Source organism: Acinetobacter sp. 797_lipA (genome assembly GCF_058243025.1).
Genome location: NZ_JBZAYQ010000001.1, coordinates 423,315 through 443,981, shown reverse-complemented (window position 1 = coordinate 443,981; position 20,667 = coordinate 423,315). Strand labels below are relative to the sequence as shown.

Sequence of the window (20,667 nt, the reverse complement as noted above, 5' to 3'; positions counted from 1 at the left end):
TTTATATATTTATACTTATTATTTTTCAATTACTTAATTAAATTGCGTGAGTTAAAATTGTCCAACAATTATTGCATTTTAGTGAGTATTTTCAGGGCTTTCCATTGCGTGATGGGTAACTGATCACACCAAACCAACATCGGTTTTGCTCTAAAGTGTTGAAAATAAATCACAATATAAGCACGATGATCCACAATATGGCTGATTTGCACTCGTTGCACATTGGTTTCTTTCTGAAGTGACAAAGACCAATCACGACCATCTAAATGCTGAAGCTGAAAATGTTGCGGCCCACGTAGAAAAAACAAATACAGCACAAAGCCAGCAACCAAAGCGATCAGCCACAGTCCTAAAGGAAGTAGCTGATACAAGACCAGCATCAGAACGGCATAAATCGACAACTGAAACACATAAGCCAGACGGCTGGGTTTAAGTTGAAAATGACGATGTTCCATTGCACTTATCCGTGTACATAATGCTTTAATTTTTGAATCAAGGTTTTCATTTCAGGGTGCGGCGGCTCGGAGACTTCCATAAACCAATCGAGCAAATCTGGATCTTCTTGTTCAACCAAGGCAGCAAACATGGCCTTTTCCGCAGGATCTGCCTGAAGATAATAATTTTTCACATAAGGGTCAAAATACACATCAATTTCTTTTAAACCACGACGTGCACGGTAGATTACTTTACGTTCTTCCAAGCTCATTTCTTCAGTCATTATATTCCCCAAATTAATTGAAACGGCTTAGTTTAACCGATCACACTGCCCTCGCCACTAGTTAAATGTCGCAATTTTAACAACTGGCAAAACTCATCAAAAAATCAAATAGATTTGAGCATTCAGTCCATTGTCGCATGTGCTGCTTTTCACTACTCTCTTAGCAAAATAACAACATCAGGATGAGCTTCCATGCAATCAGGCGCAATTCGCCCGTTAAACAATATGTTGCCGCGCAACTTATTTAATGCTGAACATGAGGCATTTCGAGAAACTGTGCGAAAGTTTTATGCCAAAGAAGTTGTTCCAAATATTGAAAAATATGAACAACAGCAGCATGTCGATCGTGAGCTATGGAATAAAGCAGGTGCAATGGGGCTACTGTGTGCCACCATGCCTGAAGCTTATGGTGGCTCAGGTGTAGACCGCTTGTACAGTATGATTTTGATTGAGGAGCAAGCCTATGCCATGGATTCCTCAACTGGGTTTTCACTACACTCGGACATTGTCGCAAACTATATCAATAACTTTGGTAGTGAAGCACAAAAACACTATTGGTTAACGCGGATGGCTTCGGGTGAAACCGTCACAGCCATTGCTATGACTGAACCCGGCACAGGCTCAGACTTACAAGCAGTACGAACAACGGCTGTTTTAGACGGGGATGACTATATTATCAATGGCTCCAAAATCTTCATTACCAATGGCTATCTCTGCGATATGGCGATTGTGGTCTGTAAGACGGGCGACAGCGAAAAAGGTTCAGCCAACCTCTCATTAATCATCGTTGAAGCTGATCGTATGGGATTCAGTAAAGGTAGACCCCTCAATAAAATTGGAATGAAAGGACAAGACACCTGCGAATTATTTTTTGATCATGTACGCGTGCCTAAAGAAAACTTGCTCGGTATGGAAGGCATGGGCTTTATGATGCTGATGAAAGAACTGGCTTGGGAACGCATGTTGGTGGCCATTATCTGCCAAGCGGGTGCTGAAGCAGCACTGGCGCATACTGTTCAGTACACCAAAGAGCGTAAAGCTTTTGGAAAAACAGTTTCAAGCTTTCAAAATACCCGTTTTAAACTAGCAGAGTTACGTACAGAAATCGATTTTTGCCGCGCTTACCTCGACCGTTGTATGCAATTGCAACTGGAAGAGAGTCTCGGCATTGATGCCGCAGCGGCTGCCAAATATAAAATTTCCGAGATGTTTTCTAAAGTTGTCGATGAATGCCTACAACTGCATGGCGGTTATGGCTATATGCTGGAATACCCGATTGCACGAGCTTATCTAGATAATCGTGCCAATCGCATTTATGCAGGAACCAATGAAATTATGAAAGAGCTCATTTCACGTTCTCTTTAACTCAAATAGCCCATCTTTGGATGGGCTTTTACTTTTAACAATGTGCTTGATGAAACTCCGCAATCAAAGCAACCACCAACTCTGGTTGCTCTTTATGTGGCATATGATGTAAACCTTCTAATATGTGCAGTTCAGCCTGCCCTGACACCCCTTCAAAAATCTGCTGGCGTTGTGCCGTACTGCCGTATTCATCCAGTTCACCATGAATAACCAAAGTTGGACAATACACACCATCAATCAAACTGGCCAAATTCCAATCTTGGAAAATGGGTGATAGCCATGTTTCAGTCCATGCATCAAGCACCCACTGCGCCTTTTCAGGGTGATATTTCTCTAAACGTTCCATTTGTCCCGCTTGTTGAAAGCCAATTTTTGCTTCACTTATCCCCTTCAGTGTCAGCGCTTCAACCGCATACTGTGCTGAGATTGAAATTAATCCTTGGCAACGCTCTGGATACGCCGCAGCAATCGCAACAGACATCCCCCCACCCACGCTATGCCCGAGGATGACAAAATTCTGGATCGAAAAATAATCCAATACAGCTTTAAAGGTCTGTTCTGCTTCAGTGATAACGAAACTATATGCCAGTGGCTGCTTACTCGCATCGGATAAACCAAAACCTAAGCGATCATAGGCATAGACCACTCGCGCGGTCGCTTGTGCCAGTCGGGCAGGAAAATCCCGCCACAAAGCCACACAACCTAATGAATCGTGCATTAAAATAATCGGGGCTAAAGCATGATCTGCTACATCAGTGTGCCATTTTTTGGCATGAATCATATTTGATGCAGATGGGACTTGGTAACTTTGTTCTAAGATATTCAAAATATTCCCTATTCTTTATCTTTTAAGTTTTTAAAATCATCTACCAGTCCTACAGTTTAAGAAAGTAAAAACAGAACACCCAAAAGTCATTTCCATAAAAAAGGAGCGTTACGCTCCTTTTAAAATCAACCACTCAACCTAAGACACCAGTTTAGGTTTCTGGTCCAATGCTGCATCACGTTTAGCAAATTTCAGTACTCCATCCTCAAAAGAAGCACTTTTCAATGTCTTACGATCCGCAAGATAATTATTGCTCACTTTCCATGGCGCATGTTTACCCTGTTTTGGCATCACATTGGCAGCACGTGCAATATAACCCGAACTCAAACTACCCATGACCGTATCTTCCATCAGCTCTGTCGCATCCCCTTGCGGGATCACTTCAGCCCACTGCTTTTGATCCATATAGTTGAGTAAGCGGCAAATATATTCAGATGCAATATCCACTTTCAAGGTCCATGACGCATTAATATAGCCAATAATCATCGCCATATTCGGTACATCACTGACCATCACGCCCTGATACAACATATGTTTAGAGGTATCTAACGGTTTACCGTCAATGGTCGCTTGTATACCACCCAAGATTTGAATTTCTAGACCTGTAGCTGAGACGACAATATCGGCCTCTAAATGCTGACCAGACTTTAATTGGAGACCCGATTCGGTAAAGCGTTCAATCTGATCTGTTTCAACACTGGCTTGGCCTGAACGAAGAATTTTAAATAAATCACCGTCTGGCACCACACATAAACGTTGATCCCAAGGATTATATTTTGGGGTAAAATGTTTCATATCCACTTTACCTTTGAGCTGCATCTTAATCGACTGTAGCAGCAGTCGGCGGAGTAATTTCGGTTGCTTCTGCGCGAGTGCATAAATCCCGCGTTGCATTCCAATATTACGTGCACGAGTCAATTTATAAGCTACATCTTCAGGTAATACTTTACGCATTTTGTCATACACAAAATCGATCGATGGCACCGAAGCAATATAAGTTGGAGAGCGTTGTAGCATAGTGACATGCGCCGCACCACCTTTGGCCATCGCAGGCACCAGTGTAATCGCTGTCGCACCACTACCAATGATCACCACTTTTTTACCTGTATAATCTAATTTTTCAGGCCAAAACTGTGGATTTACAAACTCGCCTTTAAATACTTCTTTATTTGGAAAATCAGGTTGGTAGCCTTGGTCGTAGTTATAATAGCCTGTACAGCCAAACACAAAATTTGCAATCCAGTTTTCTTTTTTGCCTTTTGCATTCTCAATCACTACCTGCCACTTTTTCTGAGCAGAATCATAATTGGCGCTGAGTACGCGATGCTTAAAATGAATTTTTTCTTTGAGTTTCTGTTCATCAATGACTTCCGCCAAATAGCCCTTAATCGAAGAACCATCTGCCAAAACGCTGGCTTGTTGCCACGGTTTAAAATTAAAACCAAAGGTCGACATATCTGAATCAGAACGAATACCTGGGTATTTAAACAAATCCCATGTTCCACCAAAGCTGTCACGACGTTCAATAATTTCAAACGAACGTTGTGGACAATGCTTGGTTAAATGTGCCGCAAGGCCAATGCCTGAAATACCAGCACCTACAATGAGCAGATCGACGTGCTTATCCATGTTGTTTTTATCCTGTCTTATATTCTGTTCTTATTAAACCATAAAATTGACAATACACAATGTCAAGTTTAAGCAGATCTTTCGTAAAATATGTCACTACAGGCCAAAATACAAAGATTGTAGAACAAAAACCCATAAAAAAAGACCAGTGAAACACTGGTCTTTTTCTAAGAACAACTGAATAGTTCTACGAAATTATTTAACTTCGCGATCTACTAGTTCAACGTAAGCCATCGGCGCAGCATCACCTGCACGGAAGCCCGCTTTAAGAACACGTAGATAACCGCCGTTACGTTCTTTGTAACGAGGGCCAAGAACGGTAAATAATTTACCAACAGTTGCTGCTGAACGAGTACGAGCAAACGCTAAGCGACGGTTTGCAACAGTATCGTTTTTAGCTAAAGTGATTAAAGGCTCAGCTACACGACGTAACTCTTTTGCTTTAGGCACAGTTGTTTTGATCAACTCGTGCTCAAACAAAGAGTTAGCCATGTTTTGAAACATCGCTTTACGATGGCTGCTTGTACGGCCTAATTTCACACCACTATTACGATGACGCATGGTGATAGTCCTACTTAATTAACGGCTACGATAGGCGAAACGATCGTCCATACGGAGACTAGCTGGTGGCCAGTTCTCTAAACGCATGCCGAGTTGTAAGCCTTTTGAAGCCAGAACATCTTTGATCTCAGTAAGCGATTTTTTACCAAGGTTAGGAGTTTTGAGTAACTCAACCTCAGTGCGCTGTACAAGATCACCAATGTAGTAAATGTTTTCTGCTTTCAAACAGTTAGCAGAACGAACAGTAAGCTCTAGATCATCTACTGGACGAAGCAAAATCGGATCAACTTCTTCACGAGGTTCTTGAGCAACAGGAGCTTGATCTTTCTGAAGGTCAACAAAAATTGCAATTTGTTGTTGCAAGATTGTTGCCGCTTTGCGGATCGCTTCTTCAGGATCAACTGTACCGTTGGTCTCAAGATCAATGACCAATTTATCAAGGTCTGTACGTTGTTCTACACGAGCGTTTTCCACTGTGTAAGACACACGTTTGATTGGGCTATAAGAAGCATCTAACTGTAAGCGACCTACAGGGCGAGTTTCGCCTTCTGGGAAACGCGAGTCAGAAGTTTCATAACCACGACCTTGAGAAACTTTCAAGCGCATTTTTAATGAGCCTGAAGCACTTAAAGTACCGATCAAATGTTCAGGGTTAACCACTTCAACATTATGAGGTAAACGAAGGTCAGCGGCAGTTATGTCGCCAGGACCTTGTTTCTCTAATGTCAAATAAGCTTCATTTTGATCGAACAGCTTAATAGACAATCCTTTTAGGTTCAGCAAGAGCTCGACGATGTCCTGCTGCAAGCCTTCCAAAGTACTGTACTCGTGCTCGACACCTTCAATCTCAACTTCAACCACAGCAGCGCCAGGTAAAGAAGAAAGAAGGATGCGACGTAAAGCATTGCCCAGAGTATGACCAAAGCCACGCTCTAAGGGTTCTAGAATAACTTTTGCCGAGGTCCCGCTAACCGCTTCGACCTTGATCGCTTGCGGAGTTAGAAACTCATTTGCAGTACGCGTCATATTGCTACCTCAAGGATTATTTAGAATACAATTCTACAATCAAGCTTTCGTTGATTTCAGCAGGTAAATCTGAACGATCTGGTGCAGCTTTAAACGTACCTTCCAACTTAGAATGGTCAATTTCCATCCAAGAAGGAATGCCACGTTGTGCAGCTAATTCAACTGCGTTTTTGATACGCAATTGTTGTTTAGCACCTTCATGCACAGCAATTACATCACCAGCTTTAACTTGGATAGACGCGATGTTAACACGACGGCCATTCAAAGTGATCGAGCGGTGAGATACAAGCTGACGAGCTTCTGCACGTGTAGAACCAAAACCCATGCGATAAACGACGTTATCAAGACGGCTTTCAAGCAGTTTCAACAAGTTTTCACCAGTTGCGCCTTTCACACGAGCAGCTTCTTTATAGTAATTACTAAATTGACGCTCTAAAACACCGTACATACGACGTACTTTTTGTTTTTCACGTAATTGTAGTGAGTACTCAGATTGTTTGCCACCACGCGCTCCGCCATGTTGGCCAGGAGCTTTAGCAGCTTTTTTAGTTTTGACGTCAAATGGTTTAACGCCAGATTTTAATTGCAGGTCTGTCCCTTCGCGGCGAGAGAGTTTGCATTTTGGACCAATATAACGAGCCATGAATGTTTCTCCTTACACGCGACGTTTTTTAGGTGGACGGCAACCGTTGTGCGGGATTGGCGTCACATCGGTAATGCTGTTAATTTTATAACCCACTGCACCTAAAGCACGAACCGCAGATTCACGACCAGGACCAGGACCTTTTACAAGGACGTCCAAGTTTTTCAAACCGTAGTCTAAAGCAGCTTTACCAGCAACTTCAGCAGCTACCTGAGCAGCAAACGGAGTTGATTTACGTGATCCACGGAAGCCTTGTCCACCAGAGGTAGCCCAAGCCAGTGCATTACCTTGACGATCGGTAATAGTCACAATGGTGTTATTAAAAGAAGCGTGAATGTGTGCAACACCTTCAGAGACGGTACGAGTGACCTTCTTGCGTGTGCGAGTATCTTTAGCCATCTTTTAGCTTCCAGAAATCTTATTTCTTAATAGGTTTGCGCGGACCTTTACGGGTACGTGCGTTAGTTTTGGTGCGTTGTCCACGGACAGGCAAGCTGCGACGATGACGAAGACCGCGGTAGCAGCCTAAATCCATTAAACGTTTAATGTTCATGGAAATTTCGCGACGTAAATCACCTTCGGTCGGAACCTTAGCAACTTCTGCACGAATCGCATCAAGCTGAGCGTCATCTAATTCACGGATCTTTGTAGTCGGCGCGATACCAACAGCAGCCAAGATATTCTTAGCAGTGTGGCGACCTACACCAAAGATGTACGTTAGAGAGATAACAGCATGCTTGTTATCCGGAATGTTTACACCGGCAATACGAGCCATTCAATTTTCTCCAAAAAGGCAGTTAAGACAATCAACCGCCCCACAAAAATCTTGAGGGGCGGATAATAACCTAATTAGCCTACTGAAATCAACAGGTCTTGATCAGATTAACCTTGACGCTGCTTATGACGAGGTTCTGCGCTACAAATTACGCGAATAACCCCATTACGACGGATAACTTTACAGCTACCACAAATTTTCTTTACAGAAGCTTGTACTTTCATGATGAAACCTCAAGTGCGCTTATCCCTTAGGATGAGCAGTCGTTTTTCTCATTAACGTTTGATTATCGTACTGATGCGAGGTGAGATGTGCTTGTAGCTGAGCCATAAAGTCCATCACTACCACCACAACAATAAGCAAAGAGGTACCACCTAAAGAGAATGGAATACCAAATGAGCTTTGTAAAATCATCGGCATTAAGCAAATGATGGTGATATAAATCGCGCCAATAAATGTCAAACGGTTAAGAATATGATCTAAGTAACGAGCAGTTTGCTCACCTGGACGAATACCAGGTACATAAGCCCCGCTGCGTTTCAAGTTTTCCGATACTTCTTTCGGGCTAAATACAAGCGCTGTATAAAAGTAACAGAAAAAGATAATTAACGCACCAAAGAGCACCAAATACAACGGCTGACCAGGCGAAAGCACCAATGCCAAATCTTGCAAACTACGTTTGATAATACCCGCATTCGGATCTGCACTACCCACCCATTGACCTAAGCTCGCAGGGAACAAAAGCAATGAACTTGCGAAAATCGCTGGGATCACACCCGCCATATTAATTTTTAATGGCAAATGCGACTGTTGTGCAGTAAATACACGACGTCCTTGTTGTTTTTGAGCATAGTTTACTGGAATACGACGTTGAGCCTTCTCAATAAACACAATTGCAGCTAATACAGCCAGAGACAACACGCCAAAAATTACCAAGCCAATTAAACTGGTTTGACCATTATCTACTGATGATATTGATTGCAGAATTAAATTCGGCAAACCTGCAACAATACCGGCGAAGATGATCATGGAAATACCATTGCCCACCCCACGTTCGGTAATTTGCTCACCTAACCACATCAAGAACATTGTACCTGCAACCAAAGAGGTTACAGCTGGTACGTAGAAAGCCAGACCTGCAGTTAAGGTAATCCCTTGACTGATCAGACCAGCACACATCCCAATTGCCTGCACGAGTGCAAGGAACAATGTACCCTGTCGCGTATATTGATTAATCTTACGCTTGCCTTGTTCGCCTTCTTTCTTTAAAGCTTCCAGCGAAGGAATAACTGTAGACATTAACTGCACGATAATCGATGCAGAAATGTACGGCATAATCCCAAGAGCAAGAATGGACATACGCTCTAATGCACCACCTGAAAACATGTTAAACAAACCAAGGATCGTGCCTTGGTTTGCATTAAAAAGATTTTCAAGTGCGGCATTATTAATGCCTGGTACTGGAATATGTGCTCCTAGTCGAAAAACCAATAATGCACCGATGAGAAACATCATGCGGCGAATAATTTCACGGTATTTCACATGAAATGGCTGGCCTTTCATCATATTGACATGACCTGAAGAACTAGGAGACATAGACACTAGCGATTACTCCTCGACTTTACCGCCAGCAGCTTCAACAGCAGCTTTAGCGCCTTTAGTCACAGCAACACCTTGAACAGTGAATGCACGAGTAATTTCACCAGAAAGTACGATACGAGCACGTAACATATCTTTACGTACAACGTTTGCAGCTTTTAAAGTTTCTAGGCTAACGATGTCGCCTTCCACTTTAGTAAGCTCAGATAAACGTACTTCAGCAGTTTTCAAAGCGATTTGGCTAGTGAAACCGAATTTAGGTAAACGACGATATAACGCAGTTTGACCACCTTCAAAGCCTGGACGAGTACCACCGCTCTTACGTGAATTCTGACCTTTGACACCACGGCCACCAGTCTTACCAACGCCAGAACCGATACCACGGCCTAGACGACGATTTTCACGTTTTGCACCTTCAGCAGGTGCAAGCTCATTTAAACGCAGAGTCATGGCTTATTCCTCTACACTAACCATATAGTAGACTTGGTTGATCATACCACGGTTAGAAGGCGTATCTTGCACTTCTACAGTATGACCAATACGACGCAGACCTAAACCTTGTAGGCTAAGCTTGTGATTTTTCAAGCGATGCGCAGAAGATTTAGTCTGGGTAACTTTAATCGTTTTCATGATTGATTACCCTTGAATTTGTTCTACTGTAAGACCACGTTTCGCAGCAACCTTCTCAGGAGAAGTCATATCACGCAGACCGTTAAAAGTCGCGTTTACTACGTTTGCAGCGTTAGTAGAACCATAACATTTTGTTAATACGTTACGTACGCCTACAGCTTCTAGAACTGCACGCATAGCACCACCAGCGATTACACCAGTACCTTCAGAAGCAGGCTGCATGTAAACACGGCTTGCACCGTGACGCGCGTTAATAGGGTGCTGTACAGTACCGTTAACAAGGTCAACAGTAATCATGTTGCGACGAGCAGCTTCAAGTGCTTTAGAAATAGCAGCTGGAACCTCACGTGCTTTACCACGACCAAAACCTACACGACCATTACCATCACCAACCACAGTCAATGCTGTGAAAGAGAAGATACGACCACCCTTAACAACTTTGGCTACACGATCAACGGCAACCAGCTTTTCAACAAGACCTTCGTTTTGTTCAACTTTAGCCATGATTAGAACTCCAAGCCGTTTTCACGAGCAGCATCAGCCAAGGCTTTGATACGACCATGATATTTGAAACCAGAACGGTCAAATGCAACTTTAGTAACACCAGCTGCTTTAGCGCGTTCTGCGATTAAAGCACCTACTTTAGTAGCTGCTTCAACGTTACCAGTTGTACCAGCACGTAAAGTAGCATCTAAAGTTGAAGCTTGCGCTAAAACTTTGCCACCATCTGCTGAAATAACTTGAGCGTAGATGTGACGCGGAGTGCGGTTTACACACAAACGAGTCGCACCCAACGCACGGATGTGCAAGCGTGTGCTTTTCGCACGACGCAAACGGGATTGTTTCTTTTCGTTCATAAGAACCTCGCGCCTTATTTCTTCTTAGCTTCTTTACGAAGTACAACTTCGTCAGAATAACGAACACCTTTACCTTTATAAGGCTCTGGTGGACGGTAACCACGGATATCTGCAGCAACCTGACCTAAACGTGCTTTATCAGCAGATTTAAGAACGATTTCAGTTGCGGTAGGAGTTTCAGCAGTTACACCTTCAGGAAGCGTATAGTCGATCGGGTGAGAGAAACCAAGGTTAAGGTTAACAATGTTACCTTTAACCGCAGCTTTATAACCAACACCGATAAGTTGTAACTTACGTTCGAAGCCTTCGCTCACACCTTTTACAAGGTTGTTAAGCACAGCGCGAGCAGTACCAGCTTGCATCCAAGCGTCTTTCGACTCAGCTTTTGGAGCAATCGCTAAAATACCGTCTTCCTGTTTAAGCTCGACCAGCGCATGCAGGGTGAAAGACAAAGTACCTTTGCTACCTTTCACTTCGACCTGCCGGCCGTTCTGAGTAACTGTTACACCGTTAGGTACAGTTACTGGGGCTTTAGCCACACGAGACATGAGGAATCACCTATTAAGAAACAAAAGCAATAACTTCACCACCGATACCTGCAGCACGTGCAGCGCGATCAGTCATGATGCCTTTGCTTGTAGAAACAATTGCAATACCTAAACCTTGCTTAACGCTCGGAAGTGCATCTTTACCACGATACTGACGTAGACCTGGACGGCTTACGCGTTTCACAGTTTCGATAACTGGCTTGCCTTCGAAATACTTTAAAGTCAAAGTAAGAGTTGCTTTGCCTTCAGCATCAGCAACTTCTACGTTTGAAATGTAACCTTCTTGTTGAAGAACGTTTGCAATAGCAACCTTCAACTTAGAGTTTGGCATAGAAACGGTTTGTTTCTTTGCCATTTGCGCGTTACGAACACGAGTTAACATGTCGGCAACGGTATCTTGCATACTCATCTATAGTGCTCCTTACCAGCTTGCCTTAACAACGCCCGGTACATCACCTTGCATTACTGTATCGCGTAATTTGTTACGGCTTAAACCGAACTTACGGAAGTAACCATGAGGACGACCAGTTAAACCACAACGGTTACGTAAACGTACTGGAGACGCATTACGTGGTAATGCTTGGAATTTCATCATCGCTTCGAAACGCTCTTCGTCGCTAGCATTTACGTTTGCAATAACAGCTTTTAATTCAGCACGTTTTGCAGCGTATTTAGCAACAGTAGCTTCGCGTTTCAATTCGCGATTAATCATACTTTTCTTAGCCATATCGACCTCTTATTTGAACGGGAAGCCGAATGCACGCATAAGCGCACGGCCTTCGTCATCGGTGCGAGCAGTCGTAGTGATGGTAATATCCATACCACGAATACGATCAATCTTATCAAAATCGATTTCAGGGAACATGATTTGTTCCTTAAGACCCATTGAGTAGTTGCCGCGACCGTCAAATGATTTCGCAGAGAAACCACGGAAGTCACGGATACGAGGGATCGCAATCGAGATTAGACGGTCTAAGAATTCGTACATACGTTCGCCGCGTAAAGTAACTTTACAACCAATCGGCCAACCATCACGGATTTTGAAACCAGCGATTGATTTGCGAGCTAACGTAAGAACTGGTTTTTGACCAGCGATAGCTTGCATATCAGCAAGAGCACCATCAAGGAGTTTTTTGTCAGCAGCAGCTGCGCCAACACCCATGTTGATCGTGATTTTAGTAATGCGAGGAATATCCATCACATTTTTAACGGCTAAAGTCTCTTGTAATTGAGCCTTAAGTTCGTCGTTGTAACGCGTTTTAAGTCTGGCCATTGCCTTTTCAACCTATTACTTCGCTACCGCCACTGATTCACCATTTGACTTGTAAACGCGAGTTTTCACGCCTTCAGTCACTTGGTAACCAACACGGTCAGCCTTTTGGGTTGTAGCATTAAAAATTGCCACGTTAGAGATATGAAGCGAAGCTTCTTGTGTAACTACAGCGCCTTCAGCACCTGTTGCACGGTTCGGCTTTTGATGCTTCTTAACCAAGTTAAGGCCTTCAACCATAACACGGTCATTTGAAACAGACAGAACAGTACCCTGTTTGCCTTTTTCTTTACCTGCGATCACAATAACTTGATCGCCTTTTTTAATCTTAGCCATGATTGCCTCTTATAGAACTTCAGGAGCCAGTGAAATAATTTTCATGAACTGTTCAGTACGAAGTTCACGAGTCACTGGTCCGAAAATACGAGTTGCAATCGGCGCTTTGTTGTTGTTCAAAATAACAGCAGCATTATCGTCGAAACGAATTACTGAACCGTCTGGACGACGGATACCGAATTTTGTACGAACTACAACAGCATTCATCACGTCACCTTTTTTAACACGTGCGCGTGGAATAGCTTCTTTTACAGTAACTTTAATAATGTCGCCAACAGAAGCATAACGACGGTGTGAACCACCAAGTACTTTAATACATTGTACGCGGCGAGCACCACTATTGTCTGCTACGTCTAGCATACTTTCGGTTTGAATCATTGCCCTACTCCAAAACCGAGCATCACCGGTCACAATTTCGAAAGGCTCAAAGAGTACTCGAAATTAACCGATGATGCAACAGATACGTCTAATTACTCAGCAGCAGCTTCAACAACTTCAACTAGAGTCCAAGACTTAGTTTTAGAAATTGGGCGGCTTTCTTTGATAGTCACAACGTCGCCAGTTTTAGCTGTGTTGTTCTCATCGTGAGCATGTAATTTAGTTGAACGGCGGATTGATTTGCCATACAACGGGTGTTGAACGCGGCGTTCGATAAGTACAACAATAGACTTGTCCATTTTGTCGCTTACTACTTTGCCGGTTAACGTGCGAACTGTTTGTTCACTCATTGTCCGTTCCCCTGTTTTTCGGTAAGGAGTGTCTTAATACGAGCAATTGTCTTACGAGTAAGTGCAACTTCGTGCGATTTACCCAATTGACCAGTTGCTTTTGCCATACGAAGACGGAATTGGTTAAGCTGTTGCTCATCAAGCAAAGCTGTCAACTCTTCTACCGACTTTTCACGTAGATCTTTAGTTTTCATTACATTACCGTCCGAGTCACGATAGTGGTTTTAAACGGAAGTTTAGCAGCTGCAAGCGTAAACGCTTCGCGAGCCAATTCTTCGTTAACACCATCAATTTCGTACAAGACTTTACCTGGTTTGATTTGACAAACCCAGTATTCCACAGAACCTTTACCTTTACCCATACGCACTTCAAGAGGCTTAGAAGTAATTGGCTTGTCTGGGAAAACACGGATAAAGATCTTACCACCACGTTTAATACGACGGCTGATTGTACGACGCGCTGCTTCAATTTGACGAGCAGTCATTTGACCACGCTCAACAGATTTAAGTGCGATTGTACCAAAAGATACCGAGCTACCGCGGTGAGCTAGACCAGTGTTACGGCCTTTCTGCACTTTACGGAATTTAGTACGTTTAGGTTGTAACATGGATTATTCTCCTTTTTCAGCAGAACGATCATTGCGACGACCACGACGCTCTTGACCTTCACCACGACCACGACCGCGTTTAGCTGGACGTTCTTCAGCTGGAGCTGGGTTCATGACTTGTTTCATGCCACCCAAGATCTCACCACGGAAGATCCAAACTTTAACACCAATCGTACCGTAAGTCGTTTCAGCACGCATAGTTGAATAATCGATGTCTGCACGAAGTGTATGCAAAGGTACGCGACCTTCACGATACCACTCAGTACGAGCAATCTCAGCACCACCTAAACGGCCTGATACTTCAACTTTGATACCTTTAGCACCAGCACGCATTGTGTTTTGAACCGCACGCTTCATAGCACGACGGAACATTACACGTTTTTCTAATTGAGAAGCGATAGCTTCAGCAACTAAACGAGCGTCCAAGTCTGGGCGATCGATTTCATTGATACTTACTTGCGCTGGAATACCCATAATTTGAGTAAGTTCACGCTGTAGTTTCTCAATGTCTTCGCCTTTTTTACCGATAACGATACCAGGGCGTGCAGTGCTAATAGTTACTTTAGCAGCGCCCGTAGGACGTTCGATAAGAATATTGCTGATCATTGCATTCTTAAGTTTTTTAGTTAAAAACTCACGAACTTGAAGATCTTTAAGCAAGTATTCAGCGTATTGTTTCGGACTCGCATACCAGTTGGCGTTATGACGTTTTACAACACCAAGGCGGATACCGATTGGATGAACCTTCTGACCCATATCAAACCCCTACCTTAACGGTAATGTGACAAGTACGCTTAGTAATACGATCTGCACGGCCTTTGGCACGTGGCATAATACGTTTAAGGCTAGTGCCTTCATCAACGTAAATCGTAGTAACCTTAAGGTCGTCTACATCTAAACTGTTATTGTGTTCAGCGTTTGCAATTGCAGATTCCAATGCTTTTTTAACCAAAACTGCAGCTTTTTTGTTGCTGAAGTTGAGAATATTAAGCGCGTGAGCAACAGATTTGCCACGGATTAGGTCTGCAACCAAACGAGTTTTTTGTGCCGAGATAGCGGCACCGCGTAATTTAGCAGTAACTTCCATCATAGCACCTTAACGTTTAGATTTCTTGTCAACACCGTGACCACGATAGGTACGAGTTGGCGCGAATTCACCAAGTTTGTGACCAACCATATGTTCAGATACGATCACTGGAACATGGTTACGGCCATTATGTACAGAAATTGTTAAACCAACAAAATCTGGGAGGATCATCGAACGACGCGACCAAGTTTTGATCGGCTTACGGTTATTAGCCGCGATAGCCGCTTCAACCTTAGCGAACAAGTGCGCATCGACGAATGGGCCTTTTTTCAGAGAACGAGGCATTGTCAGATTCCTTTACTTGTTACTTAACGCGACGGTCGCGAATAATCATCTTAGTCGTACGCTTATTGGTACGTGTCTTGTACCCTTTAGCTTTTTGACCCCATGGGCTTACAGGTTGAATACCTTTGCTACGACCTTCACCACCACCGTGCGGGTGATCTACTGGGTTCATCGCCATACCACGAACGGTAGGACGAACGCCACGCCAGCGTGCTGCACCTGCTTTACCAAGTGAACGAAGGTTGCTTTCTTGGTTAGAAACTTCACCAAGAACTGCACGGCACTCAACGTGAATTTTACGCATTTCACCAGAACGTAAACGAACGATAGCGTAAGAACCGTCACGACCCAACAACTGAACTGAAGTACCAGCAGAACGAGCTAATTGCGCGCCTTTACCGATTTTAAGTTCGATGTTGTGAAGAGTAGAACCGATAGGCATGTTGCGAAGCGGTAAACAGTTACCTGGACGAATTGGAGCATCGTTACCAGATTGAACTTTATCGCCAGCGCGAAGGCCTTTAGGCGCGATGATGTAGCGACGCTCACCATCAGCATACAATACTAGTGCAATGTGTGCTGTACGGTTAGGATCGTATTCAATACGCTCTACAGTTGCAGGAATACCATCTTTGTTACGTTTAAAGTCAACTAGACGATAATGCTGCTTGTGACCGCCACCAACGTGACGAGTCGTGATGTGACCGTTGTTATTACGACCACCAGTACGTTTTTTAGCTTCAACCAACGGAGCATAAGGCGCACCTTTGTGAAGATGGTCGTGAACGACTTTCTCTACAAAGCGACGTCCAGGAGACGTTGGCTTACATTTTTGAATTGGCATAATTCTCGTCCTTATTCCGCTGCGCTTTCAGCGGTATCGCCCAAGTCAGCCATTTCAACATCTTGGCCAGCTTTCAGGGTGACGTATGCTTTTTTAACATCAGAACGACGTCCTAATGTTTTACCAAAGCGTTTAGTCTTACCTTTAGTGATCGTTGTGTTAACTTTAACAACTTGAACACCAAACAATTGCTCAACAGCTTTTTTGATTTCAAGTTTGTTTGCATCAAGTGCAACTTTGAAAACTTGAACACCAGCAGTTTCGCCTAAAACTTGTGCTTTTTCTGAGAATACAGGTCCTTGTAGGACTTGATAGATACGTTCGTTGTTCATCCGAGTTCTACCTCAATTTTCTTAGCAGCAGCTACAGACATAACAACTTTATCGAACGCAATCAAGCTAACAGGATCGATAGCAGCAGCATCAACCACATCAACGTGTGGAATGTTGCGCGCTGCAAGGTATAGATTCTCATCTACAGATTCTGTAACGATCAATGCACGAGTAGCATTCAAGTCGTTAAGTTTTGCAAGCAACTCTTTAGTTTTTGGAGCAGCAACAGCAAACTCTTCAACCAATACAAGACGATCTTGGCGAACAAGTTCAGCTAAGATACATTGCATTGCACCGCGATACATTTTGCGGTTAACTTTTTGAGACCAATCTTGTGGGCGAGCAGCAAAAGTTTTACCACCACCTACCCAGATTGGGCTACGAATAGAACCAGCACGAGCGCGACCAGTACCTTTTTGACGGAATGGCTTTTTGCCACCACCAGAAACGTCTGCACGTGATTTCTGAGCTTTTGAACCTTGACGGCCACCAGCTAAATAAGCTGTAACAACCTGGTGTACAAGAGCTTCATTGAATTCACGACCGAACGCAACTTCTGATAATTCAACAGCAGAGCCGGAAACAGTATTTAAATTCACGTTATTTCCCCTCAGGCCTTGATCGTAGGACGAACAGTTACGTCACCACCAGTAGCGCCAGGAATTGCACCTTTCACTACTAAAACTGAACGTTCTGCGTCGATAGATACAATTTCTAGACCCTGTACAGTTACGCGCTCAGCACCTAAATGGCCAGCCATTTTTTTGCCTTTGAACACGCGACCAGGAGTCTGGTTTTGACCTGTAGAACCCAGAACACGGTGAGAAAGTGAGTTACCGTGAGTAGCATCTTGCGTACGGAAGTTCCAACGCTTAACACCACCTTGGAAACCTTTACCTTTCGACTGACCAGTTACGTCAACTACTTGACCAACTGTGAACATGTCTACACCGATAGTTCCACCAACTTCACGACCTTCAAGATCAGCTTCTGTTGCACGGAATTCTTGAACTAGACGACCAGCAGCAACACCCGCTTTCGCGAAGTGACCTTTCTGAGCGTTAGTTACGCGAGATTCGCGACGTTCACCAGTAGTGATTTGAATCGCTTGATAACCATCAGTTTCAAGCGTTTTGATTTGAGTGATGCGGTTAGGATCAACCTCAATCACTGTAACAGGCACAGAAACACCAGCATCTGTAAAGATACGTGTCATACCGCACTTGCGACCGACTAAACCAATAGCCATGTGCATAAACCTCTAAAAAAGCGGCCTAATTAACTTAGAGCGTTAATTAACCCGAAAGCCTTAACCCAATGCGATCTGAACATCAACACCAGCTGCAAGATCTAACTTCATCAATGCATCTACAGTTTTGTCTGTAGGTTGAACGATGTCGATCAAACGTTTATAAGTGCGGATCTCGTATTGGTCACGCGCATCTTTGTTAACGTGTGGTGATGTTAAAACGTTAAAACGTTCAATGCGTGTAGGCATTGGAATTGGACCACAAACTTGTGCGCCAGTACGTTTTGCTGTTTCTACGATTTCTTGAGCTGATTGATCAATTAAACGGTGATCAAAAGACTTCAAACGGATACGAATTCTCTGGTTAGACATACCAGTAAACTCCAAGCCAAATATATAAAGAATCACTCCTGACGCATCTCACCCCACTAAAAAGGTAAGTGTCAAGAGCAGTGAAATATCACTAAGGTCATGATCGATGCCACGACTGTCACGATGTTAACTACTTTATTCGCAGTTAACCCCCTTTCATTAAAGGGTCGCTCATTATAGCCATTGTTTAATGCATAAGCAAATCCATTTTTGGTTTTTTACAATATATTCAATTTGTTTGGATTATCAGTAGCTTAAAAAAGCATCAATAGACTGTTTGCCGCAACACATAATCAATTGCACTATTAAGAATTTGATTTCCCTCAATAAAATTTAATTTTGGCGATTTTTTCAATTCAGTTTCAGTTGCCACGTATTGCCCCGAAAACTTATTCAGCTCTTCATCATTTTCTAAAAAGAGTGCCAAGGTTTCTGGCACGATCTCTGGGTGAAATTGGAAACCCAATACATTCTTTCCAATTTGGTACATTTGATTGCGACAGACTGTATTTTCAGCCAAATGTACAGCACCTTTTGGAATTTCAAAGGTCTCGCTATGCCATTGCATCACATTAAACTGTTCAGGCAACTCAAAGCATTCTGTTGGGACGTGCTGGATTTTACGTACTGTCGCCCAACCCAACTCCTGTTGTTCATTGCGACTGACCGCAGCTCCAAGTGCATTGGCAATCAGTTGCCCACCCAAGCATAAACCAATCGCAGGTTTTCCTGCTGCCAAGTAACGCCTTAACCAACGCTTCTCAATCTTTAACCATGGAAAATTCGCTTCATCATTCACACTCATGGTGCCCCCCATAATGATGAGTAAGTCAACATCCTCAATACTCGGTAAAGCTTCTATCTCTAAGGCTTGATCTATAGGTAAAGCAAAAAACTCTGTTGCACTGATCACTGCACCTTGTTGTTTTAAATATGTATAGCAACTGCCGAACCCTTCACCAGCAATATGCTGAAAATAATGTACTTTTAAATGCGACGTCATGCGCTTATGCCTTCTTTTTACTATCCTTATCGATGATTTAGCAAAATTGAAGCCAACTTTTTATTTTGTTTACCTTTATTCACATTTGTTCAATTTTCTCGCCTATTTAGAAACTTTCTCTTAAGCTAAAAACAATTTATCGCTTTATGATGAGTCGATTCGTGAAAAAAAACCCGCAAACCGCATTGGTTCATGCACCAAGACAAGCGCCTCAGTACATCTCAACGGTCCAACCTCCCCTGTATCGTGCATCGACGATTATTTTTAAAGATACAGATGCACTGTTTAATCGCCATTGGACCGATGACTATGACTATAGTTATGGCACGCATGGCACCCCCAGCACATTTACACTGGGCGATAACATTGCACAAATTGAGGGTGGAACCTACTGCTTATTGGCACCAAGTGGTTTATCTGCCATCAATCTAGTGAACTCATGTTTTTTAAGTCATGGTGATGAAGTTTGGGTAGCGGATAATATTTACGGGCCAAACATGGAGCATCTTCGTAATCTAGAAAAACGCTATGGCATTGAAGTTCGTGTTTATAACCCTATTGATGTGTCTTCTTTCCAACCGACGGGAAAATCAAAACTGATTTGGCTAGAAGCCGCAGGGTCAGTCACACTGGAGTTTCCAGATTTGGTCGGACTGGTGAAAAAAGCACAAACGCATCATGTGCTCACTGCTTTAGACAACACATGGGGCGCAGGTCTTGCCTTTAATGCTTTTGATTTTAGTGATGCGCACTTAAGTGTAGATGTGACGGTACATGCTTTGACCAAATACCCAAGTGGCGGCGGAGACATTTTAATGGGCTCAGTCGTGACACGCGAGCGAGCTTTACATCATCAACTCTTTCGCACGCATGCCATTCAAGGCATTAGCGTCTCTGGGGATGATGTTGCTCAAGTCAAACGCAGTCTAGCATCAATGCGCATTCGTTATGCCGCACAGTCTGAAAGTGCGCTGCAACTCCTAGCATGGCTAAAACAACAACCGGAATTTGTGCAGGTCTTACACCCTGCTGACTCGAGTGCTGCAGGTCATTCATATTGGAAAGACATTTGTGTCGATCAACACAGTGCAGGTTTGGTCAGTGTCATTTTCAAGCCCGAATTTGATCTGCAAGATATTCGTCAGTTTTGTGATGCCCTGTCGCTCTTCAAACTCGGCTTTAGTTGGGGCGGTCCTGTGAGTTTGGTGATGCTGTATGACCTCAAAGACATGCGTGCACTTGAGCATACACATTTACAACAAGGTTTATTGGTTCGCTTTTGTATAGGACTAGAACATCCTGCCGATTTAATTCAAGATATAGAAAACGCACTAAAACAACTGAATAACCATCACAACAAAATTGAATAGGAAGAAG

At 43.3% G+C, this 20,667-nt stretch carries 34 protein-coding genes and 1 pseudogene; 2 read left to right on the top strand and 33 right to left on the bottom strand.

Features of this window, described 5'->3' with window-relative positions:
* Positions 1–68 precede the first annotated feature (68 nt).
* Positions 69–455: a protein YgfX gene (locus AC4CU2_RS02135; protein WP_126035203.1), complete on the bottom strand. Its 387-nt coding sequence runs from the start codon at positions 453–455 to the stop codon at positions 69–71.
* 5 nt (positions 456–460) lie between these two features.
* Positions 461–718 (bottom strand): FAD assembly factor SdhE, encoded by a 258-nt coding sequence (locus AC4CU2_RS02130; RefSeq protein ID WP_005401275.1) that lies wholly within the window; start codon positions 716–718, stop codon positions 461–463.
* A gap of 192 nt (positions 719–910) precedes the next feature.
* Between AC4CU2_RS02130 and AC4CU2_RS02125 the strand changes: the two genes are divergently transcribed.
* The gene (locus tag AC4CU2_RS02125) at positions 911–2,083 is read left to right on the top strand and encodes an acyl-CoA dehydrogenase family protein (RefSeq protein ID WP_490768204.1); all 1,173 of its coding nucleotides are present in this window, start codon (positions 911–913) and stop codon (positions 2,081–2,083) included.
* A gap of 34 nt (positions 2,084–2,117) precedes the next feature.
* On the opposite strand, the gene AC4CU2_RS02120 is transcribed toward AC4CU2_RS02125, so the two are convergent.
* From AC4CU2_RS02120 to AC4CU2_RS01970, 31 genes and pseudogenes are all read right to left on the bottom strand, one after another.
* Entirely contained in the window at positions 2,118–2,909 is a 792-nt protein-coding gene (locus AC4CU2_RS02120; protein WP_490768203.1) for an alpha/beta fold hydrolase, read from the bottom strand.
* Positions 2,910–3,047: 138 nt separating this feature from the next.
* Positions 3,048–4,538, bottom strand: a complete 1,491-nt coding sequence (locus tag AC4CU2_RS02115) for a flavin-containing monooxygenase (RefSeq protein ID WP_490768202.1) — start codon at positions 4,536–4,538, stop codon at positions 3,048–3,050.
* A 195-nt stretch (positions 4,539–4,733) separates the two neighbouring features.
* Complete coding sequence (gene rplQ / locus AC4CU2_RS02110; protein WP_004691290.1) at positions 4,734–5,099, bottom strand: 50S ribosomal protein L17; 366 nt, start codon at positions 5,097–5,099, stop codon at positions 4,734–4,736.
* An 18-nt stretch (positions 5,100–5,117) separates the two neighbouring features.
* Positions 5,118–6,125, bottom strand: coding sequence for a DNA-directed RNA polymerase subunit alpha (locus AC4CU2_RS02105; protein ID WP_205667570.1), 1,008 nt, complete (start codon positions 6,123–6,125; stop codon positions 5,118–5,120).
* Positions 6,126–6,141: 16 nt separating this feature from the next.
* The gene (gene rpsD / locus AC4CU2_RS02100; RefSeq protein ID WP_004691294.1) at positions 6,142–6,768 is read right to left on the bottom strand and encodes a 30S ribosomal protein S4; all 627 of its coding nucleotides are present in this window, start codon (positions 6,766–6,768) and stop codon (positions 6,142–6,144) included.
* Between the two features lie 12 nt (positions 6,769–6,780).
* Positions 6,781–7,167: a 30S ribosomal protein S11 gene (gene rpsK, locus AC4CU2_RS02095; RefSeq protein WP_001040166.1), complete on the bottom strand. Its 387-nt coding sequence runs from the start codon at positions 7,165–7,167 to the stop codon at positions 6,781–6,783.
* A 19-nt stretch (positions 7,168–7,186) separates the two neighbouring features.
* On the bottom strand, positions 7,187–7,543 hold the full coding sequence (gene rpsM, locus AC4CU2_RS02090) for a 30S ribosomal protein S13 (RefSeq protein ID WP_004691296.1): 357 nt from the start codon (positions 7,541–7,543) through the stop codon (positions 7,187–7,189).
* A gap of 107 nt (positions 7,544–7,650) precedes the next feature.
* Positions 7,651–7,767 (bottom strand): 50S ribosomal protein L36, encoded by a 117-nt coding sequence (gene rpmJ / locus AC4CU2_RS02085; RefSeq protein ID WP_000867907.1) that lies wholly within the window; start codon positions 7,765–7,767, stop codon positions 7,651–7,653.
* Between the two features lie 19 nt (positions 7,768–7,786).
* Positions 7,787–9,106: a preprotein translocase subunit SecY gene (secY, locus tag AC4CU2_RS02080; RefSeq protein ID WP_171054269.1), complete on the bottom strand. Its 1,320-nt coding sequence runs from the start codon at positions 9,104–9,106 to the stop codon at positions 7,787–7,789.
* A gap of 45 nt (positions 9,107–9,151) precedes the next feature.
* Positions 9,152–9,592, bottom strand: coding sequence for a 50S ribosomal protein L15 (gene rplO, locus AC4CU2_RS02075; RefSeq protein WP_004691300.1), 441 nt, complete (start codon positions 9,590–9,592; stop codon positions 9,152–9,154).
* A gap of 3 nt (positions 9,593–9,595) precedes the next feature.
* Positions 9,596–9,772, bottom strand: coding sequence for a 50S ribosomal protein L30 (rpmD, locus tag AC4CU2_RS02070; protein ID WP_004691302.1), 177 nt, complete (start codon positions 9,770–9,772; stop codon positions 9,596–9,598).
* 6 nt (positions 9,773–9,778) lie between these two features.
* Complete coding sequence (gene rpsE, locus AC4CU2_RS02065; protein WP_004691304.1) at positions 9,779–10,276, bottom strand: 30S ribosomal protein S5; 498 nt, start codon at positions 10,274–10,276, stop codon at positions 9,779–9,781.
* Positions 10,277–10,278: 2 nt separating this feature from the next.
* Complete coding sequence (gene rplR, locus AC4CU2_RS02060; protein WP_004650473.1) at positions 10,279–10,629, bottom strand: 50S ribosomal protein L18; 351 nt, start codon at positions 10,627–10,629, stop codon at positions 10,279–10,281.
* Between the two features lie 14 nt (positions 10,630–10,643).
* Positions 10,644–11,177 (bottom strand): 50S ribosomal protein L6, encoded by a 534-nt coding sequence (gene rplF, locus AC4CU2_RS02055; protein ID WP_004691306.1) that lies wholly within the window; start codon positions 11,175–11,177, stop codon positions 10,644–10,646.
* Positions 11,178–11,190: 13 nt separating this feature from the next.
* Positions 11,191–11,586, bottom strand: a complete 396-nt coding sequence (rpsH, locus tag AC4CU2_RS02050) for a 30S ribosomal protein S8 (protein WP_004691308.1) — start codon at positions 11,584–11,586, stop codon at positions 11,191–11,193.
* 12 nt (positions 11,587–11,598) lie between these two features.
* Positions 11,599–11,904, bottom strand: a complete 306-nt coding sequence (gene rpsN, locus AC4CU2_RS02045) for a 30S ribosomal protein S14 (RefSeq protein WP_004691309.1) — start codon at positions 11,902–11,904, stop codon at positions 11,599–11,601.
* Positions 11,905–11,913: 9 nt separating this feature from the next.
* Positions 11,914–12,450, bottom strand: coding sequence for a 50S ribosomal protein L5 (gene rplE / locus AC4CU2_RS02040; RefSeq protein ID WP_004691311.1), 537 nt, complete (start codon positions 12,448–12,450; stop codon positions 11,914–11,916).
* Between the two features lie 15 nt (positions 12,451–12,465).
* Complete coding sequence (gene rplX / locus AC4CU2_RS02035; RefSeq protein ID WP_004691313.1) at positions 12,466–12,783, bottom strand: 50S ribosomal protein L24; 318 nt, start codon at positions 12,781–12,783, stop codon at positions 12,466–12,468.
* A 9-nt stretch (positions 12,784–12,792) separates the two neighbouring features.
* Positions 12,793–13,161, bottom strand: a complete 369-nt coding sequence (gene rplN, locus AC4CU2_RS02030; protein WP_004657680.1) for a 50S ribosomal protein L14 — start codon at positions 13,159–13,161, stop codon at positions 12,793–12,795.
* A 92-nt stretch (positions 13,162–13,253) separates the two neighbouring features.
* Entirely contained in the window at positions 13,254–13,511 is a 258-nt protein-coding gene (gene rpsQ, locus AC4CU2_RS02025) for a 30S ribosomal protein S17 (protein ID WP_004691314.1), read from the bottom strand.
* Positions 13,508–13,705, bottom strand: coding sequence for a 50S ribosomal protein L29 (rpmC, locus tag AC4CU2_RS02020; protein ID WP_004650482.1), 198 nt, complete (start codon positions 13,703–13,705; stop codon positions 13,508–13,510). The genes rpsQ and rpmC overlap by 4 nt, the downstream gene beginning before the upstream one ends.
* The gene (gene rplP, locus AC4CU2_RS02015; protein ID WP_004691317.1) at positions 13,705–14,118 is read right to left on the bottom strand and encodes a 50S ribosomal protein L16; all 414 of its coding nucleotides are present in this window, start codon (positions 14,116–14,118) and stop codon (positions 13,705–13,707) included. The genes rpmC and rplP overlap by 1 nt, the downstream gene beginning before the upstream one ends.
* Positions 14,058–14,874: pseudogene (gene rpsC / locus AC4CU2_RS02010) on the bottom strand (30S ribosomal protein S3). Before rpsC ends, rplP begins: the two are co-directional and overlap by 61 nt.
* A gap of 1 nt (position 14,875) precedes the next feature.
* On the bottom strand, positions 14,876–15,205 hold the full coding sequence (rplV, locus tag AC4CU2_RS02005) for a 50S ribosomal protein L22 (RefSeq protein WP_004691320.1): 330 nt from the start codon (positions 15,203–15,205) through the stop codon (positions 14,876–14,878).
* A 9-nt stretch (positions 15,206–15,214) separates the two neighbouring features.
* Entirely contained in the window at positions 15,215–15,490 is a 276-nt protein-coding gene (rpsS, locus tag AC4CU2_RS02000; RefSeq protein ID WP_004281508.1) for a 30S ribosomal protein S19, read from the bottom strand.
* 19 nt (positions 15,491–15,509) lie between these two features.
* Positions 15,510–16,334: a 50S ribosomal protein L2 gene (gene rplB / locus AC4CU2_RS01995; protein WP_004691322.1), complete on the bottom strand. Its 825-nt coding sequence runs from the start codon at positions 16,332–16,334 to the stop codon at positions 15,510–15,512.
* 11 nt (positions 16,335–16,345) lie between these two features.
* Positions 16,346–16,666 (bottom strand): 50S ribosomal protein L23, encoded by a 321-nt coding sequence (rplW, locus tag AC4CU2_RS01990; protein ID WP_004691323.1) that lies wholly within the window; start codon positions 16,664–16,666, stop codon positions 16,346–16,348.
* Positions 16,663–17,265: a 50S ribosomal protein L4 gene (gene rplD / locus AC4CU2_RS01985; protein ID WP_004691326.1), complete on the bottom strand. Its 603-nt coding sequence runs from the start codon at positions 17,263–17,265 to the stop codon at positions 16,663–16,665. Before rplD ends, rplW begins: the two co-directional genes overlap by 4 nt.
* An 11-nt stretch (positions 17,266–17,276) precedes the next feature.
* Positions 17,277–17,915 (bottom strand): 50S ribosomal protein L3, encoded by a 639-nt coding sequence (gene rplC / locus AC4CU2_RS01980; RefSeq protein ID WP_004691328.1) that lies wholly within the window; start codon positions 17,913–17,915, stop codon positions 17,277–17,279.
* A gap of 60 nt (positions 17,916–17,975) precedes the next feature.
* The gene (gene rpsJ / locus AC4CU2_RS01975) at positions 17,976–18,287 is read right to left on the bottom strand and encodes a 30S ribosomal protein S10 (RefSeq protein WP_000070912.1); all 312 of its coding nucleotides are present in this window, start codon (positions 18,285–18,287) and stop codon (positions 17,976–17,978) included.
* 265 nt (positions 18,288–18,552) lie between these two features.
* Complete coding sequence (locus AC4CU2_RS01970) at positions 18,553–19,290, bottom strand: type 1 glutamine amidotransferase (protein WP_279690570.1); 738 nt, start codon at positions 19,288–19,290, stop codon at positions 18,553–18,555.
* A gap of 161 nt (positions 19,291–19,451) precedes the next feature.
* Between AC4CU2_RS01970 and AC4CU2_RS01965 the strand changes: the two genes are divergently transcribed.
* The gene (locus tag AC4CU2_RS01965; RefSeq protein WP_490768201.1) at positions 19,452–20,660 is read left to right on the top strand and encodes a PLP-dependent transferase; all 1,209 of its coding nucleotides are present in this window, start codon (positions 19,452–19,454) and stop codon (positions 20,658–20,660) included.
* The last annotated feature ends 7 nt before the right edge of the window (positions 20,661–20,667 follow it).

Excerpts from the sequence above, each read along its gene's own strand:
- AC4CU2_RS02135 (WP_126035203.1), bottom strand. The coding sequence starts at position 455 with ATGGAACATCGTCATTTTCAACTTAAACCCAGCCGTCTGGCTTATGTG.
- AC4CU2_RS02130 (WP_005401275.1), bottom strand. The coding sequence starts at position 718 with ATGACTGAAGAAATGAGCTTGGAAGAACGTAAAGTAATCTACCGTGCA.
- AC4CU2_RS02125 (WP_490768204.1), top strand. The coding sequence starts at position 911 with ATGCAATCAGGCGCAATTCGCCCGTTAAACAATATGTTGCCGCGCAAC.
- AC4CU2_RS02115 (WP_490768202.1), bottom strand. The coding sequence starts at position 4,538 with ATGGATAAGCACGTCGATCTGCTCATTGTAGGTGCTGGTATTTCAGGC.
- rplQ (WP_004691290.1), bottom strand. The coding sequence starts at position 5,099 with ATGCGTCATCGTAATAGTGGTGTGAAATTAGGCCGTACAAGCAGCCAT.
- AC4CU2_RS02105 (WP_205667570.1), bottom strand. The coding sequence starts at position 6,125 with ATGACGCGTACTGCAAATGAGTTTCTAACTCCGCAAGCGATCAAGGTC.
- rpsD (WP_004691294.1), bottom strand. The coding sequence starts at position 6,768 with ATGGCTCGTTATATTGGTCCAAAATGCAAACTCTCTCGCCGCGAAGGG.
- rpsK (WP_001040166.1), bottom strand. The coding sequence starts at position 7,167 with ATGGCTAAAGATACTCGCACACGCAAGAAGGTCACTCGTACCGTCTCT.
- rpsM (WP_004691296.1), bottom strand. The coding sequence starts at position 7,543 with ATGGCTCGTATTGCCGGTGTAAACATTCCGGATAACAAGCATGCTGTT.
- rpmJ (WP_000867907.1), bottom strand. The coding sequence starts at position 7,767 with ATGAAAGTACAAGCTTCTGTAAAGAAAATTTGTGGTAGCTGTAAAGTT.
- secY (WP_171054269.1), bottom strand. The coding sequence starts at position 9,106 with ATGAAAGGCCAGCCATTTCATGTGAAATACCGTGAAATTATTCGCCGC.
- rplO (WP_004691300.1), bottom strand. The coding sequence starts at position 9,592 with ATGACTCTGCGTTTAAATGAGCTTGCACCTGCTGAAGGTGCAAAACGT.
- rpmD (WP_004691302.1), bottom strand. The coding sequence starts at position 9,772 with ATGAAAACGATTAAAGTTACCCAGACTAAATCTTCTGCGCATCGCTTG.
- rpsE (WP_004691304.1), bottom strand. The coding sequence starts at position 10,276 with ATGGCTAAAGTTGAACAAAACGAAGGTCTTGTTGAAAAGCTGGTTGCC.
- rplR (WP_004650473.1), bottom strand. The coding sequence starts at position 10,629 with ATGAACGAAAAGAAACAATCCCGTTTGCGTCGTGCGAAAAGCACACGC.
- rplF (WP_004691306.1), bottom strand. The coding sequence starts at position 11,177 with ATGTCTCGTGTGGCTAAAGCCCCAGTAACTGTACCTAACGGTGTAACA.
- rpsH (WP_004691308.1), bottom strand. The coding sequence starts at position 11,586 with ATGAGTATGCAAGATACCGTTGCCGACATGTTAACTCGTGTTCGTAAC.
- rpsN (WP_004691309.1), bottom strand. The coding sequence starts at position 11,904 with ATGGCTAAGAAAAGTATGATTAATCGCGAATTGAAACGCGAAGCTACT.
- rplE (WP_004691311.1), bottom strand. The coding sequence starts at position 12,450 with ATGGCCAGACTTAAAACGCGTTACAACGACGAACTTAAGGCTCAATTA.
- rplX (WP_004691313.1), bottom strand. The coding sequence starts at position 12,783 with ATGGCTAAGATTAAAAAAGGCGATCAAGTTATTGTGATCGCAGGTAAA.
- rplN (WP_004657680.1), bottom strand. The coding sequence starts at position 13,161 with ATGATTCAAACCGAAAGTATGCTAGACGTAGCAGACAATAGTGGTGCT.
- rpsQ (WP_004691314.1), bottom strand. The coding sequence starts at position 13,511 with ATGAGTGAACAAACAGTTCGCACGTTAACCGGCAAAGTAGTAAGCGAC.
- rpmC (WP_004650482.1), bottom strand. The coding sequence starts at position 13,705 with ATGAAAACTAAAGATCTACGTGAAAAGTCGGTAGAAGAGTTGACAGCT.
- rplP (WP_004691317.1), bottom strand. The coding sequence starts at position 14,118 with ATGTTACAACCTAAACGTACTAAATTCCGTAAAGTGCAGAAAGGCCGT.
- rplV (WP_004691320.1), bottom strand. The coding sequence starts at position 15,205 with ATGGAAGTTACTGCTAAATTACGCGGTGCCGCTATCTCGGCACAAAAA.
- rpsS (WP_004281508.1), bottom strand. The coding sequence starts at position 15,490 with ATGCCTCGTTCTCTGAAAAAAGGCCCATTCGTCGATGCGCACTTGTTC.
- rplB (WP_004691322.1), bottom strand. The coding sequence starts at position 16,334 with ATGCCAATTCAAAAATGTAAGCCAACGTCTCCTGGACGTCGCTTTGTA.
- rplW (WP_004691323.1), bottom strand. The coding sequence starts at position 16,666 with ATGAACAACGAACGTATCTATCAAGTCCTACAAGGACCTGTATTCTCA.
- rplC (WP_004691328.1), bottom strand. The coding sequence starts at position 17,915 with ATGGCTATTGGTTTAGTCGGTCGCAAGTGCGGTATGACACGTATCTTT.
- rpsJ (WP_000070912.1), bottom strand. The coding sequence starts at position 18,287 with ATGTCTAACCAGAGAATTCGTATCCGTTTGAAGTCTTTTGATCACCGT.
- AC4CU2_RS01970 (WP_279690570.1), bottom strand. The coding sequence starts at position 19,290 with ATGACGTCGCATTTAAAAGTACATTATTTTCAGCATATTGCTGGTGAA.